The sequence below is a fragment of the Azospirillum sp. TSO5 genome (assembly GCF_003116065.1).
GTDB lineage: Bacteria > Pseudomonadota > Alphaproteobacteria > Azospirillales > Azospirillaceae > Azospirillum.
Genome location: NZ_LGQY01000072.1, coordinates 1 through 15,451 on the forward strand (window position 1 = coordinate 1; position 15,451 = coordinate 15,451).

At 67.3% G+C, this 15,451-nt stretch carries 10 protein-coding genes and 1 pseudogene; 8 read left to right on the forward strand and 3 right to left on the reverse strand.

The annotated features are described in order from the left end of the window. From TSO5_RS33355 to TSO5_RS18660, 6 genes and pseudogenes are all read left to right on the forward strand, one after another. Positions 1-119, forward strand: a pseudogene (locus tag TSO5_RS33355) (flagellar motor switch protein FliG); the annotation flags it as partial. A gap of 225 nt (positions 120-344) precedes the next feature. Further along, entirely contained in the window at positions 345-1,358 is a 1,014-nt protein-coding gene (locus TSO5_RS18640; RefSeq protein WP_109152952.1) for a TRAP transporter substrate-binding protein, read from the forward strand. Between the two features lie 115 nt (positions 1,359-1,473). After that, the gene (locus tag TSO5_RS18645; RefSeq protein ID WP_109152953.1) at positions 1,474-1,983 is read left to right on the forward strand and encodes a TRAP transporter small permease; all 510 of its coding nucleotides are present in this window, start codon (positions 1,474-1,476) and stop codon (positions 1,981-1,983) included. Positions 1,984-1,986: 3 nt separating this feature from the next. Beyond that, positions 1,987-3,288 carry a TRAP transporter large permease subunit gene (locus TSO5_RS18650; RefSeq protein WP_109152954.1) on the forward strand — a complete coding sequence of 434 codons (1,302 nt, stop codon included), beginning with the start codon at positions 1,987-1,989 and terminating at the stop codon, positions 3,286-3,288. A 10-nt stretch (positions 3,289-3,298) separates the two neighbouring features. Next, positions 3,299-4,018 (forward strand): 5-oxoprolinase subunit PxpB, encoded by a 720-nt coding sequence (pxpB, locus tag TSO5_RS18655; protein WP_109152955.1) that lies wholly within the window; start codon positions 3,299-3,301, stop codon positions 4,016-4,018. Beyond that, complete coding sequence (locus TSO5_RS18660; protein WP_247870822.1) at positions 4,015-5,076, forward strand: biotin-dependent carboxyltransferase family protein; 1,062 nt, start codon at positions 4,015-4,017, stop codon at positions 5,074-5,076. The genes pxpB and TSO5_RS18660 overlap by 4 nt, the downstream gene beginning before the upstream one ends. A 51-nt stretch (positions 5,077-5,127) precedes the next feature. On the opposite strand, the gene TSO5_RS18665 is transcribed toward TSO5_RS18660, so the two are convergent. From TSO5_RS18665 to TSO5_RS18675, 3 genes are all read right to left on the reverse strand, one after another. After that, on the reverse strand, positions 5,128-6,828 hold the full coding sequence (locus TSO5_RS18665) for an ELWxxDGT repeat protein (RefSeq protein ID WP_158282447.1): 1,701 nt from the start codon (positions 6,826-6,828) through the stop codon (positions 5,128-5,130). Between the two features lie 176 nt (positions 6,829-7,004). Further along, entirely contained in the window at positions 7,005-8,144 is a 1,140-nt protein-coding gene (locus TSO5_RS18670) for a diguanylate cyclase (protein ID WP_109152957.1), read from the reverse strand. 241 nt (positions 8,145-8,385) lie between these two features. Then, positions 8,386-10,944: an EAL domain-containing protein gene (locus TSO5_RS18675; RefSeq protein WP_158282448.1), complete on the reverse strand. Its 2,559-nt coding sequence runs from the start codon at positions 10,942-10,944 to the stop codon at positions 8,386-8,388. A 1,074-nt stretch (positions 10,945-12,018) separates the two neighbouring features. Here TSO5_RS18675 and glmU point away from each other — a divergent pair. Both glmU and glmS read left to right on the forward strand, forming a co-directional pair. Beyond that, positions 12,019-13,371 (forward strand): bifunctional UDP-N-acetylglucosamine diphosphorylase/glucosamine-1-phosphate N-acetyltransferase GlmU, encoded by a 1,353-nt coding sequence (gene glmU, locus TSO5_RS18685; RefSeq protein ID WP_109152959.1) that lies wholly within the window; start codon positions 12,019-12,021, stop codon positions 13,369-13,371. A 52-nt stretch (positions 13,372-13,423) separates the two neighbouring features. Next, positions 13,424-15,250 (forward strand): glutamine--fructose-6-phosphate transaminase (isomerizing), encoded by a 1,827-nt coding sequence (gene glmS / locus TSO5_RS18690; protein ID WP_109152960.1) that lies wholly within the window; start codon positions 13,424-13,426, stop codon positions 15,248-15,250. Positions 15,251-15,451: the final 201 nt, after the last annotated feature.

Genomic DNA, 15,451 nt, shown 5'->3' on the forward strand with positions numbered 1-15,451 from the left:
TGCGCGTCCGCGACGTGGACGAGGCGCAGATGTACATGGTCCAGTTGGCGAAGGACCTTGCCGCCCGCGGCGAACTGGTCCTGGCCGAAGGCAGCGGCGAGAACGAGCTGATCTACTGACCGGCGGATGCGTTGCAGCCAATAAGCGGCGGGCAGCGCTGACTTTTTTTCCCGCATTCCTCACAGGAGATTTGACGGAAGGTCCGGAACGGTGAACCTTTGGAGTCCGAAGCAGGGCGGGATCAGGGGGGCGGCCGGGCCGGTGATGCGGCTTCCGCTCCCGTCCGACCGGCCATAAGGCCGGCGGGTGCCGCATCGGCCAACAACAGGGAGCTTCCGAACATCATGACCGCTGACACGCTGCAATCCCGTCTCACCCGCCGGATCGCCGGTCCGGTGGTCGCCAGCCTGCTCGGCCTCGGCGTCGTCGCCGCCGGGCCGCTGGCCGCCGCGGCCGAGACCTGGGACATGCCGACCCCCTATCCGGACACGAACCTGCACACCGTCGTGGTGAAGCAGTTCGCCGACGACGTGAAGGCGGCCACCAACGGCAAGATCAGCATCACCGTCCACACCAACGGCTCGCTGATCCGCCATCCGGAGATCAAGCGCGCGGTCCAGTCCGGTCAGGCCCAGCTGGGCGAGGTGCTGATCAGCTCCTGGGCCAACGAGGATCCGCTCTACGGACTCGATTCCGTGCCCTTCCTCGCCACCGACTTCAAGGCCGCGCACAAGCTGTACGACGTCTCCAAGCCCTTTCTGGAAAAGAAGCTGGAGCGCCAGCGCCTGAAGCTGCTCTATTCGATCCCGTGGCCGCCGCAGGGCCTGTATGTGAAGGACGAGATCCAGTCGGTCGAGGGGCTGAAGGGCCAGAAGTTCCGCGCCTACAACCCGGCCACCACCCGCATCGCCGAACTGTCCGGCGCCATTCCGGTGAAGATCGAGGCGGCGGAGGTCGCGCAGGCCTTCGGCACCGGCATCGTCACCGCGATGATCACCTCGGCCGCCACCGGCGTCGACACCAAGGCCTGGGACTTCGTGAAGGTCTATTACGACGTCCAGGCCTGGCTGCCGCGCAACATGGTGTTCGTCAATTCCGAAGTCTGGAAGGGTCTGGACGCCAACACCCAGAAGGCGATCCAGGACGCCGCGGCGAAGGCCGAGGCCAAGGGCTGGGCCGAGTGGGAGAAGAAGACGGCCGAGCTGAACAAGACCATGTCGGACAACGGCATGAAGGTGCTGCCGCCGTCCGACAAGCTGAAGGAAGGCCTGTCCGCCATCGGCAAGACGATGACCGAGGAATGGATCAAGTCGGCCGGCGCAGACGGCGAGGCCATCATCGCCGCCTATCGCAAGTAAGGCTCCGAGTTGAGAGACGAGAACCCGGCCGGCAGCCATCAGCAAGGGCGGCCGGCCGGGCCTCTCCATTCCTGACGCCCCTTCGTCACGACCGACCGCAGGAGGTGGTTGCGCCATGCGCACCGCACTGTCCATCCTTTACCGAACCGCCGAGATTCTGGGCGCGGTTTCGCTCGCCGCCATTGCCGTCCTGATCGTGACCCAGGTGGCGAGCCGCCTGTTCGACCGCATGGTGCCGGGCGCCGACGAGCTGGCGGGCTACTGCATGGCCGCGTCCTTCTTCCTCATGCTGGGGCCGGCGCTGCGCCGCGGCGCCCATATCCGCGTCGGCGTGCTGGTGGAGCGGCTGAACGGTCCCGCCCGCCGCGTCATGGAGCTGCTGTGCCTGGGCTTCGCCACCGCGCTCAGCGCCTATTTCGCCTGGTACTGGGTGCGCATGACCTATGATTCCTACGATTTCGGCGACCTCAGCCAGGGCGTGCTGCCGATCCCGCTGTGGATCCCGCAGGCGCTGATGGCGGCGGGGCTGGTGGTGCTGGTCATCGCCTTGATCGACGATCTGCTGGCCGTGCTGCAGGGGCGTGACGCCTCCTACCAGCATGCCGGCATGCAGAGCGAGGGCTGAGCGATGGACGAGACGACCGCATCCATCGTCGTCGTGGTGACGATGTTCCTGATGCTGGGGGCCGGCGTCTGGGTGGCGCTGGCGCTGGCCGGCGTCGGCTTCGTCGCCATGGCGCTGTTCACCGCAAGGCCGGTCGGCATGGTGATGGCGACCAACGTCTGGGGCGCCAGCACCTCCTGGACGCTGACCGCCCTGCCCCTGTTCATCTGGATGGGCGAGATCCTGTTCCGCACCCGAATCTCGTCCGACATGTTCAAGGGTCTGGCGCCCTGGACCGGCTGGCTGCCCGGCCGGCTGATGCATGTGAACATCATCGGCTGCTCGATCTTCGCCGCGGTGTCCGGCTCGTCCGCCGCCACCGCCGCCACCATCGGCCGCATGACCATTCCGGAGCTGAACCGGCGCGGCTACGATCCGATGATGACCTTGGGGTCGCTGGCGGGGGCCGGCACGCTGGGGCTGTTGATCCCGCCGTCGATCATCATGATCGTCTATGGCGTGGCCGCCGACGTGTCGATCGCCCGGCTGTTCATCGCCGGCGTCATTCCCGGCATCGTGCTGACCGGGCTGTTCATGCTGTATGTCGGCGGCTGGTCGCTGCTGAACCCCGGCCGGGTGCCGCCGCCGGAGGCCTCGCAGAGCTTCGCCGAAAAGATCCGCGACACCGGCGCGCTGATCCCGGTTATGCTGCTGATCGCGGCGGTGCTGGGCTCCATCTATGTCGGCATCGCCACCCCGACGGAGGCGGCGGGCATCGGCGTCCTGGGCTCTCTGGTGCTGGCGCTGGTGACCGGCACGCTGAACTGGACGACCTTCCGCGACAGCCTGTTCGGCGCCGCCCACACCTCCTGCATGATCGGCTTCATCCTGGCCGGCGCGGCCTTCCTGACGGTGGCGATGGGCTATACCGGCATCCCGCGCCTGCTGGCTGAGTGGATCACCACCATGCAGCTGTCCCCGGCGGCGCTGCTGGTGGCGCTGACCGCCTTCTTCGTCGTGATGGGCTGCTTCCTCGACGGCATCTCGATGGTGGTGCTGACCACCTCGGTGATCCTGCCGATGGTCCAGCAGGCGGGGATCGACCTTCTGTGGTTCGGCATCTACATCATCATCGTGGTGGAGATGGCGCAGATCACCCCGCCGGTGGGCTTCAACCTGTTCGTGCTGCAGGCGATGACCGGCAAGGACATTTTCACCATCGGCAAGGCCAGCCTGCCCTTCTTCCTGCTGATGGTGGTGATGGTGGTCCTGCTGTGGGTGTTCCCCGGGCTGGTGTCCTGGCTGCCGTCGATGATGATCGGGTAACGAGGAAAACGTGCAAGTCCGCTTCACCAGCGCCGGCGACACCGCCTTCAACGTCGAGTTCGGCGAGACCATCGACCGGGCGACCAACGCCCGCGTCATGGCCCTGCACGCCCGGCTGAAGGCCGCGCCGCCGCTGGGACTGGTGGAAACGGTGCCAACCTTCCGCTCGCTGCTGGTGGTCTATGATCCCGTCACGACCAGCCGCCGCGAGATGCAGGCGGCGGTCGAGGCGGCGCTGGCCGGCAGCGACGCCGCCCCGGCGGAGGGACGGCTGTGGCGGCTGCCGGTCTGCTACGACCCCGACCTCGGCCCCGATCTGGCGGAACTGTGCGACACGCTGGGCCTGACGGCGGAGCGGGTGGCGGCGCTGCACGGATCGGTCGAGTATTTCGTCTACATGCTGGGCTTCATGCCGGGCTTCGGCTACATGGGCGATCTGCCGGCCGAGCTGGAACGGCCGCGCCGGACCGAGCCGCGGGTGCGGGTGCCGGCCGGCTCCGTCGCCATCGCCGGCCGGCTGACCACCGTCTACCCCTGGGAGAGCCCCGGCGGCTGGCACCTGATCGGCCGCTGCCCGGTGCCGCTCTATGACGGCGACCGGCCCGACCCGGTGCTGCTGGCGGCCGGCGACCGGGTGCGCTTCGACGCGGTGGACCGCGCGGCGTTCGACGCCATCGCCGAAGCGGCAAGCGCCGGCCGCTTCGACCCCGCCGGCCTGAGGGCCGCATGATGGCCGCCTGTCTCACGGTGGTCCGGCAGGGCGTGTTCGCGACGATCCAGGATCTGGGCCGCTTCGGCTATCAGGAGCTGGGCATGCCGGTGGCCGGGGCGCTCGACCCGGTGGCGCTGCGGCTGGCCAATGCGCTGGTCGGGAATCCTCAGGGAACCGCCGGGCTGGAGATTGCCCTGCTCGGCCCTGCCCTGCGGGTGGACGCCCCCTCCGTCCGCATCGCCGCCGTCGGACCGCTGGCCCTGACACTGGAGCGCGAGGGAGATGCCCCGCAGCCGCTCGCCCCGCACCGCAGCCACACCCTGCGGCTGGGCGACGTTCTGCGGCTGGGCGCGGTGGATGGCGCCTCCGTCGCCTATGTGGCGGTGGCCGGCGGTTTCGCGCTGGCGCCGGTGATTGGCAGCCTGTCCACCTATGTGCGCGCCGGCATCGGTCCGCTCGGCGGGCGGCCGCTGGCCGAGGGCGACCGGTTGCCTCTGGTCTGCGACAGCGCCCCGGACGGTTCCGACGTCGAATTGCCGCAGCCGCCCGACTATGGCGCCGGTCCGCTGCGGGTCGTTTTGGGGCCGCAGGAGGACCGCTTCACCGACGCCGCGGTGGAGACCTTCCTGTCGGCGACCTACCGCGTCGGCAAACAGGCCGACCGCATGGGCCTGCGGCTGGAGGGGCCGGCGCTGGCGCATCGCGGAAGCGCCGACATTCCGTCCGACGGGCTGGTCACCGGCTCCATCCAGGTGCCGGGCAACGGGCAGCCGATCCTGCTGCTGAACGACCACCAGACCGCCGGCGGCTATGCCAAGATCGCCACGGTGATCTCCGCCGACTTGGCCCGCGCCGGCCGCCTGCGCCCCGGCGACAGCCTGTCCTTCCAGGCCGTGACGGTGGAGGAGGCCGAAGCAATCCGCCGCCGCCAGGAACAGGCGATCGCCGGCTGGATCCGCGCCATCCGCCCGGTGCGCCCCACCGGCGGCATCGACCTGGAGGCACTCTATGCGCAGAACCTGATCTCCGGCACCGTCGACATCGTGAACGGCGGCAGCGACATTCCCATGCTGTGATGCCCCCTGCTGCGACGCCCCCTGCTGTGACGGGCACCCGCCGGGGACGGCTCAGACACCGACGATCTGCAAGCCGCCGCTGGACAGGGTGAAGGGCTGCGAGCTGGCGAGTTCCCTCACCACGCCGCTGTCCACATCCATGCGGAACAGGGCACCGGCCTGGGTGGAGTCCGTCGCGCTGAAATACAGCTGGTCGCCGACCGCATCCACGCCGGTGGGCTGGGTCCAGGTCGTACGGTGGGTCTTGTCGGTGACCATCCGCGTGCCGGCCTCGGTGCCGTCGGTTCTCCACAGGGCGTTGCCATGCACGCCGTCATCCGCGGTGAAGAACAGCCTGTGATCGGCGACGGTCAGGTTTCCGATGGCGGCGCTGGCGCTGCCGGGCGCGATGTCCTTGACCATGTGCGTTCCCTGCTCCGTCCCGTCCGAGATCCAGAGTTCGTAGCCGCTCTGCTCAGTGCGGGCGTTGAAGACGACCTGGTCGTCGACGGCAAGGAACTGATTGGGACCGGAAAGGCCAGATGATGGGAACGCCTTGACCAGGACCGTGCCATTCGGTGTGCCGTCGCTCTTCCACAGATCGTTGCCACTGTTGAAGAACAGCGTATCTCCCGCGGCGACCAGAGACACCGTGCGCCCGATCCTCACATTCTCACCAAGTCCTTCGCGCAGCTTGACCGTGCCCTTCTCCGTCCCGTCGGTGACCCACAGCTGGCTGTAGGAGCCGGTGCCGTCCCACGCCGTCAGGAACAGCCGGTCGTCGACCGCCGTGAAATGGTTGGGAAAGATCGGCAACGGCACCGGGATCGGCGGATCGACCGCTCCGGGATAGAAGTCCTTCACCAGCACCGTTCCGGCCGCCGTTCCATCCGAGCGCCACAGCGCGATGCCGTGATCGCTGTCGGTGGCGGAGAAGAACAGCTCGTCACCCACCGCCGTCAGATTGCCCGGAGAGGAACCGGCCGACTTGTCACCGATGTCCTTGACCATGTGCGTCCCGGCAGCGGTGCCGTCGCTGACCCACAGCTCGGTCCCGTGCCGGCCATCGTCGGCCCGGAAGAAAAGCTTGCCGTCCGCAACGGTCAGCGCCGTCGGCGACGAGCCCGTCGCCCCCGGATTGATGTCGGCCACCATGCGGGTCCCGCCCGGCGTTCCGTCGGTCGTCCACACTTCGCGGCCATGCACCCCGTCATTCGCGCTGAAATACACACGCTTGCCCAGGCGGACCAAGTCCCGCGGGTCCGACGAGGCCGCACCCGGAGCGATGTCCCGCAGAAGGAAAGTCCGGTGGCCGTCGGTTCCCCACAGCTCATCGCCATGACCGGTGTCCACGGCCGCGAAGACGGCATCGGCCCTGACATGGCTGGTCTTGAGCAGCAGATTGTCGGCGCTCAGGTCGTTCCGTGTCAGCCCCATCAGCTTGACCCCGTCGCGCGGCCCGAAATCGAGGACCAGCCCGTCGCGATCCTGATGGGAATGGGCCAGCACATCCTCCAGGCTGCCGATGCCGCCCCAGCCCTGCAGGTCCAGCAGGTCGCCGCCCGCACCACCCTGGAAATCGCCGATGCAGTCCCAACCGTCACCGGGCTTGAGGACGAAACGGTCACTGCCGCCATCGCCTTCCATATAATCGTTGCCGCGATTGCCGGTGATCGTGTCGTCCCCGCTGCCGCCGAACAGAAGATCGCGATGCGGGCTGCCCGTGATCCGCCGACCGGACACGCCGTGTTTCTGCGCCTGATCCCACGCCATGACCGCACCCTCCCAATGGTGCCGACGCGGATGGCATCGGCAGGGTGCCTATATTATACGGCTCTCATATGTGCATTCTGCATGTGCACGCAGCCAGTGATCCATCGCTCCGCGCCGCTACCCCGGTTCGGCCGGGGACATCCCCGTATCGTCCGAAAGAAAGTACGGCGGACTCTTCACTCCGCAGCCGGCACCGGCTCCTTCACGCCGCTTTCCCGATGGCGGCAGACCCGGTCCCGGCCGCCCTGCTTGGCGCGGTAGAGCGCCATGTCGGCCGCCTTGATCATGGCGTCGGCCCGGCCGATGTCGGGGGTCAGGGTCGACAGGCCGATGCTGACGGTCACATGCAGGATCGTGCCGTCCTGCGGAATGCTCATGTCGCGCACGGCGCAGCGCAGCCGTTCGGCGAGTTGGAACGCCCCATCGCCCGGCGCATTGGGCAGCAGGATGGCGAACTCCTCGCCGCCGAAACGGGCGACGAGGTCGCTCTGCCGCACGCTGCACTGGAGCAGACGGCTGAGCGCCACCAGCACGGCGTCGCCGGCATCGTGCCCGCGGCTGTCGTTGACCTCCTTGAAATGGTCGATATCGAGCATCAGGAGCGACACCGGCGTGTCGTGGCGCAGCGCGCCGGCCACGGCCCGGTCGATGAAAGCGAAGAAGGCCCGGCGGTTCGCCAGTCCGGTCAGCGGATCGCTCAACGCCGCGTTGCGCAGCATATGCTCGGTGTCGACGCGGCGGCGTTCGCGCGCCAGCATCGTGCCCAGCAGCAGGATGCCTGCCATCGTGAACAGGGCGACGGGAATCCCGCCTTCGATGAAGACCGGCAGCGCGACCTCCCACGGCAGCACGAAGATGCTGAGGGGGTGGAATGACGCAACCGGGCCGAGGATCAGCAGCGGTCTGGTGTTTCGCCACTCCGCATCCGGCACCAGCCGCCGGAGCAGCAGACCGACCAACGCCGCCAGCAGGATCCCGAGCACCCCCGGAAGCGTCCCGGCGCCGCCGATCGCGATGCGGACCGCCGACACGATCCCGGCGGCGAGCACGGCGGCCAGCGGTCCACCGAAGGGAGCGGCCAGCGCGACCGGCACCGCCTTCACGTCCAGAAAAACGCCGGGAGAGATGGGAACCGATTGCAGCATGGCGGCCACCCCGCCGAGGCCGAACAGCAGCCCCAGGCAAAGCTGCCGGACCCGGGGCCGTTCCTCCATCCGATACAGGATCGTCCCGTAAACGAGCGTCACCAGCGCCAGCAGCCCGACACCGCCCGCGAGTGCCGTTGCGATCGTCGTCGTGGCGCTGGGTTCCTCCACCTGCCGCTCCCCTTCAAACCGCCGGGTTGCCGACCTTCAGGCATCCATCTTCGTGTGAATATTCTAATATGCTTAGTGCGGACATCCTAGTGTGATGCGGAGGGTTTGTCGCAAATGCGGCGCATTGTCCGGGACATTGCCGGACAGGAACCGGTTTTCGGGCACCGCCTCCCCGCCGATAAGCCGAAGACGCCCGACGGAGTGATGCGTATTGCGCGAAAAGCAGTCCGATCGCGGCTTGTCAGCTCTCTCCATCGCCGACAGGACACAGCGACTCGCCTCTCCCGCCCGCGGAAGCCGCCGTCACCGGGCCGAACGCCGGCTTGGACGCAGGATCGAACGCTTCTGCCGGAATGGGCCGGCCGAGGAAAGCCCCCTGCGCGAAGCCGCAGCGGACCTCTTCGGCCAGGAGGTGCTGCTCTCCCGTCTCGACCCCTTCGGCGATCACCGTCAGGTCCATGCTGCGGGCCAGCGCCACGATGGCGCGCACGGTCTCCTGGTTGGCGGGATTGCGGATCATGTCCTGCAGGATGCCCTGGTCGATCTTCAGGAATTCCACCGGAAGCCGCCTCAGATGGCCGAGCGATGCATAGCCGGTGCCGAAGCCGCCGACGGAGAAGGTGACACCCAGCGTCCTGAGCGACTGCATGGTCCGCGTCATCTCCGCCGACGGCGCCAGCATGGCGGCCTCCGGCAGTTCCAGGATCAGCCGGTCCGGCGACGCGCCATGACGGGCGAGGCAGCCGGTGACCTGATCGCCGAAGCCGGAATGCTTGAGCTGCAGGGTGGACACCGGCACGGTCAGCCGCAGCGCGGCGGCGCCACGGTCGGGCCAGCCCGCCAGTTGCCGGCAGCCGGCATCAAGAAGCCATGCGCCGATCTGCAGGATCAGCCCGTTCGCCTCGGCCAGATGCAGGAAGTCGATGGGGGGCAGCAGACCGCGGTCGGGGTGGTTCCAGCGCACCTCCGCCTGCGCGCCGGCCAGCAGGCCGCTGCCGACCTCCACCACCGGCTGGAGGAACAGCGCCAGCTGGCCCTTGGCCACCGCGTCGTGCAGCAGGTTCTCCATCTGCAAATGGTCGAGCGCGTCGGCGTCCATCGCCGGATCATAGAAGGTCCAGTTGGCCGTCCCCTGCCGCTTGGCCTGATACATGGCGACATCGGCGTTCTTCACCAGCAGTTCGGGGTCGGTCCCCTGTTCCGGCGCGAAGGTGACGCCGATGCTGGCCGAGATGTGCAGGGTCTGGCCGGCGATGTGGAAGGGTTCGCCCAGACTTTCGAGCAGGCGGCGGGCCACCGTCTCCGCCTCTGCCCGGTCACCGACCTGCGACAGGATGACGGTGAACTCGTCGCCGCCGATGCGGGCGATGGTCTCCGACCCGCGGACGCAAGCGGCCATCCGGTGCGCCGCCTCGCGCAGAAGCACGTCGCCGGTCTGGTGGCCCAACGTGTCGTTGACCCATTTGAAGCGGTTCAGGTCGATGAACAGCAGCGCCATGCAGGTCCGGTCGCGCGCCGCCCGCCGCAGCGCCTGTCGCAGCCTGTCATAGAACAGCGGCCGGTTGGGCAGCCCGGTCAGCGCATCGTAATTGGCCTGATGGCGGATCGTCTCCTCCGCCCGGCGGCGCGCGGTGACGTCCTGGATGGCGGTGATCAGCCCCAGCACGAGGCCGCCGGCATCATGGAAGGGCTCCCCGACCTCCTGAAGGTCCAGATGGTCGCCGTTGGGCCGGGTGACGCGGTATTCGATGTCGAACCGCGCGTTCTCGGCCCAGGCCCTGCGGTAGGCATCCTGCACGTCCGGCCGCTGTTCCGGCACCACCCGGTCGAGATGCTGCCCGACGGTGAGCCGTTCGGCCCCGCCGACCGAGCCGGTCGGGTTCAGGCCATTCGGGTCCACGCCGACCAGTTCGCGGAAATTGGCCGAGACCTCCACCAGGTCGTCGGGCAGATGGACGGTGTAGGCCAGCTTTGCGACCCCCTGCGCCTGGGCCAGTCGGGCCTCGCTGAGGCGCAGCGGTTCCTGCCGCTTCAACCGTTGCAGCACGCGCTTGAACAGGAACAGCAGGGCCAGCAGCGCCAGCGCGAAGCCGCCGGCATAGGGCGCCGTCTCGCGGACAAGGGTGTGGCCGGGCTGCTCCGGCGTCCAGGTCAGCACGCCGAACCGCTGCCCGGCGATGCTCTCCAGCGGCAGGCTGACGACCTCCATCAGTGCAGGTCCGTCGGCCGCAGCCACGTGCAGATCGGCGATCCGGCGCGAGCTTGCGAGTTTCGCCAGCTCCGAGTCGAGCCTGGTCATGAAGACCTGAACCGGCCGGTCGGGATTCGGCGGCAGCGGGGCGTGTCCAGTTTCGTATTCGATCACCCGCGCGCCGAAGACGAAGGGAATCTGCCCGATATGGACGATGCCGCTGACCGGCTTTCCGGTGGCGCGCGCCGCCGCCAGAACCGGCCGCAGATCGGCAGCCTCGCTGGTCGCCGCGTCCAGATCGTCGCGCAGGGCGCCGTCCTTCGACGCATAGATCAGCCCGTCACGGCCATTCCAGGCATAGGAGCGGTCGAGCCCCCACAGCCGCTCCGCATAGGGGCCGACGTTGGCGTTGGCCCAGACGGGGTCGTAGCCGACCACCAGATGGTCGACGGCATCGTTCCACAGGCTGTATTCCTCGGCCTTCTTTCCCATCGCGGCGCCGAGGTCCGCGACCGCGTCGGCGATCTCGTCCTTCGTCCGCTCCGCCGTGGCCATGTCGATCCGACGGGCCGTCTCCAGTGCCATGAACAGCACGAACGAAATGGTCATCACAACCATGGCGACAAAAAGCAGTCCGGCCATGTTAAGGCGACGGGCATCGCCCGTGGCATGATCGAAGTTTCCTGGAGTGCGGGCGGAGATCATCGCAGCGGTTACCAAATTCCCGACATTGCAATTATTCTACCCCGGCCTCCGTTAATTTTCCGCTTATGAGAACAGTTCGCAACGCAAGCACACCAATCTTTTGTTTACGCCGAGCTGCCCATGGCCGGCATCGCGCCAGTCTTTCGGCGATTTGCGCCGATACAGACAAACCGCAATTGAAAAAGCGACCCGGCGACTGGACCGGGCGGGCGGTTTCGCCTTCGCCCACTTCGCCATCGTCCATTTCAAGGAGCCTATGCGCCGGGCCGCGGTTCTGGCGCTCCACACCGGCCGGAGGTCATCGGACCTCATCAGGATGCGGTCGGATGATTATGACGGCCCCGAGATCCAGGTTACCCAGAAAAAGACCGATAGCCGGCTGTGGGTACCGTGTCACGCGGACCTAAAGGTCGAGTTGACGGAGTGGAAGAGAAACGCTACCTCCGTAACAATACTGGTCAACCCCGCTTCCGGACAGCCCTGGAACAGAATGGGATTTTCCAACGCCCTATGTTTGGCAATCAAAGCTCATCCGGAGGTGAAGGGTTCCGTTTTCCATGGCTTGCGGAAAGCTTCTGCCTCGCTGCCGGCGCAGACCGGCTGTTCGGCTCTGGAGAACGCGGCCATCACCGGGCACATGTCACTGAAAAATCCCGAAATCCACACACGTCGGGCGGACCGGCGACAAAGGGCGAACGCTGCCATCGCGAAGCTGGAAAGCCTCCGGCGGTACACACAGAAAAATTGGGCAGGTAACCCGTTGGAAACATTTGTTTATTGCAGATTGAAACAAAAGTTGACTTGGGCTTCCCCGGCGTGCTGTGGCACACCACTCTCGGAATTGCCGATGGTGCGGCGCCCACTCCGGAAGAAGCGTCGTCCTTTCCGGCAGTGATGTCTTAACCTTTCCCGGCTCAAGTACGACGCCATTTGCGACCGGTTTCCCCCTCCACACAAGGCTCGACCAGGAACACCACCATGGCCCATCGTCCGCTCGCCTGCGTGATCCTCGCCGCCGGCAAGGGCACGCGCATGAAATCCGATCTGCCCAAGGTGCTGCACCGGGTTGCCGGCCGGCCGATGGTCGGGCATGTGCTGGCCGCGGTGAAGACACTGGATCCCGACCATGTGGTGGTCGTGGTCGGCCCCGGCATGGACAGCGTGGCCGCCGCCGTCGCCCCCTACCCCACCGCGGTCCAGCATGAGCAGCGCGGCACCGCCGACGCCGTGCGCGCCGCCTTCGGCCTGCTGGAGGGCTTCACCGGCGACGTCATCGTCCTGTACGGCGACACGCCGCTGGTCACGCCGGACACGCTGCGCGCACTGGTCCAGGCGCGCCGGCAGGCGAGCGATCCGGCAGTGGTGGTGCTGGGCATGCGCCCCGACGATCCCGGCGCCTATGGCCGGCTGATCCTGAACGCCCGCGGCGGGCTGGAGAAGATCGTCGAATATCTCGACGCCAGCGAGGAGGAGCGCGCGGTCACCCTGTGCAACGCCGGCCTGATGGCGTTCGACGGCGCCCGCATGTTCGACCTGATCGGCAGCGTCGGCAACGACAATGCCAAGTCGGAATATTACCTGACCGACGTGGTCCAGATCGCGCGATGCGCCGGCATGGCCTGCGCCGTGGTGGAGGCCGCCCCGGCCGAGGTGGTCGGCGTCAATTCCCGCGCCGAACTGGCGGAGGTGGAGAAGTTGCTGCAGCGCCGCCTGCGCAAGGCCGCGATGGACAACGGCGCCACCCTGATCGATCCCGACAGCACCTTCCTCAGCGTCGACACCAGGCTTGGCCGCGACGTGGTGGTCGGGCCCGGCTGCTTCTTCGGCGCCGGCGTGACGGTCGGCGACCGGGTGGAGATCAAGCCCTACTGCCATCTGGAAGGCGTCCGCATCGACAGCGGCGCCGTCATCGGCCCCTACGCCCGCCTGCGTCCGGGTGCGGAGATCGGTCCGGACGTCCACATCGGCAACTTCGTCGAGGTGAAGAACGCGGTGATCGAAGCCGGGGCCAAGGCCAACCACCTGACCTACATCGGCGATGCCCGCGTCGGCGCCAAGGCCAACATCGGCGCCGGCACCATCACCTGCAATTACGACGGTTTCACCAAGAGCCGGACGGATATCGGCGCCGGGGCCTTCATCGGCTCCAACAGTGCGCTGGTCGCCCCGGTCGTCATCGGCGACGGCGCCATCGTCGGCGCCGGCAGCGTGGTGACGATGGCGGTGGAAGCGGATGCGCTGGTGGTCGCCCGCGGCAGCCAGAAGCTGTACGCCGGCTGGGCACAGCGCTTCCGCGAACGGAAGCAAAACGAGAAAGCGAAAAAGGCGTAAGGTCGGTTCGGGTCTTCTCTCCGGTCGGCATCTATTCAGGAGCATCAGGTCCATGTGCGGCATCATCGGCATCAACGGCATTCACGACGCGTCCCCCCGGCTGGTGGAAGGCCTGCGCCGGCTGGAATACCGCGGCTATGACAGCGCGGGCGTCGCCACCCTGGTGAACGGCCACATCGAGCGCCGCCGCGCCGAGGGCAAGCTGAGCAACCTGGACATGAAGCTGCGCGACCAGCCGCTGTCCGGCACGGTCGGCATCGGCCATACCCGCTGGGCCACCCATGGCGGGCCGACGGAGAACAACGCCCACCCGCACGCCACCAAGCGCGTCGCCGTCGTCCACAACGGCATCATCGAGAACTACCAGGAACTGAAGGACGAGCTGACCGGCCACGGCTACGTCTTCGAAAGCGCGACCGATACCGAGGTGATCGTCCATCTCGTCACCTATTACCTGGACCAGCACGGCATGACGCCGGTCCAGGCGTCGGCCGCCGCCTTCAAGCGTTTCACCGGCGCCTTCGCCCTGGTGCTGATCTTCGCCGGCGAGCACGAGCTGATGATCGGCGCCCGCCACGGCACGCCGCTGGCCGTCGGCTATGGCGAGGGCGAGATGTATCTGGCCTCCGACGCCTTCGCCCTGGCGCCGCTGACCAACCGCATCTGCTATCTAGAGGACGGCGACTGGGTCGAGGTCAGCCGCACCGCCGCCATCGTCCACGACGCCACCGATGCGGTGGTGGAACGGCCGGTGAGGACCACCGCGGTGTCCGGCGCGCTGATCGGCAAGGACGGCTACCGCCACTATATGCTCAAGGAAATCTACGAGCAGCCGCAGGTCATCGGCGACACGCTGAATGCCTACATCAACCCGGAAACCGGCACCTTCTCCCTGCCGGACTTTCCCTTCGATCTGGCCGGCGCCAGCAAGCTGACCATCGTCGCCTGCGGCACCGCCTATTACGCCGGTTTCGTCGCCAAATACTGGTTCGAGACGCTGGCCCGCATCCCGGTCGAGGTCGACATCGCCTCGGAGTTCCGTTACCGCGAGGCTCCGCTGCCGCCGGGCGGGATCGCGCTGTTCATCTCGCAGTCGGGCGAGACGCTGGATACGCTGGAAGCGCTGCGCTACTGCAAGCGCCAGGGCCAGAAGATCCTGTCGATCGTCAACGCCCCGGAAAGCACCATCGCCCGCGAATCCGACGCCGTGCTCTACACCATGGCGGGTCCGGAGATCGGCGTCGCCTCGACCAAGGCCTTCACCACCCAGCTGACCACGCTGGCCTGCCTTGCCGTCACCGTCGGCCGCGCCCGCGGCGCCATCGACCAGGAACGGATGCAGCAGATCGCCCACGCCCTGCGCGAGGTCCCGGCCCGCGCCGCCGACGTGCTGGCCCATGACGAGCGGCTGAAGGAGCTGGCGCAGGAGGTGTCGGAAGCCCGCGACGTGCTCTATCTCGGCCGCGGCGCCATGTATCCGCTGGCCCTGGAAGGCGCGCTGAAGCTGAAGGAAATCAGCTACATCCACGCCGAAGGCTACGCCGCCGGCGAGCTGAAGCACGGCCCCATCGCGCTGATCGACGACAATGTGCCGGTGATCGTGCTGGTGCCGTCCGACGCCCTGTTCGAGAAGGTTGTGTCGAACGTGCAGGAGGTCTGCGCCCGCTCCGGCAAGGTCCTCCTGCTGGCCGACCGGAAGGGCATCGACAAGCTGAAGGACAAGGTCCGCTGGTCGGTTGAGCTTCCTGCCTGCGACCCGCTGGTGGCGCCGCTGCTGTACGCCATTCCGGTGCAGTTGCTGGCCTATCACACGGCGGTGCTGAAGGGCACGGACGTGGACCAGCCGCGGAATTTGGCGAAGAGCGTGACTGTGGAGTAAGAGACCGCTTGAAAAGGATTGGTGTTCACGGGGAATAAAGTCTCACACTGAAGAATAAACCATCATACCCGAGAACAAAGTTTCATCCTGAATGACCTGGCACCTTCTGGGGATTCGGCACGCTATCGAAAGAGGTAGCCGCACCCCGGAGGTGCCATGGCTCGCCGCCGTTACGCGTTCGACGAGGACAGGAAGGCGGCG

Coding starts and splice junctions, on each gene's coding strand:
- TSO5_RS18640 (WP_109152952.1), top strand. CDS start 345: ATGACCGCTGACACGCTGCAATCCCGTCTCACCCGCCGGATCGCCGGT.
- TSO5_RS18645 (WP_109152953.1), top strand. CDS start 1,474: ATGCGCACCGCACTGTCCATCCTTTACCGAACCGCCGAGATTCTGGGC.
- TSO5_RS18650 (WP_109152954.1), top strand. CDS start 1,987: ATGGACGAGACGACCGCATCCATCGTCGTCGTGGTGACGATGTTCCTG.
- TSO5_RS18660 (WP_247870822.1), top strand. CDS start 4,015: ATGATGGCCGCCTGTCTCACGGTGGTCCGGCAGGGCGTGTTCGCGACG.
- TSO5_RS18665 (WP_158282447.1), bottom strand. CDS start 6,828: ATGGCGTGGGATCAGGCGCAGAAACACGGCGTGTCCGGTCGGCGGATC.
- TSO5_RS18675 (WP_158282448.1), bottom strand. CDS start 10,944: ATGACCATTTCGTTCGTGCTGTTCATGGCACTGGAGACGGCCCGTCGG.
- glmU (WP_109152959.1), top strand. CDS start 12,019: ATGGCCCATCGTCCGCTCGCCTGCGTGATCCTCGCCGCCGGCAAGGGC.
- glmS (WP_109152960.1), top strand. CDS start 13,424: ATGTGCGGCATCATCGGCATCAACGGCATTCACGACGCGTCCCCCCGG.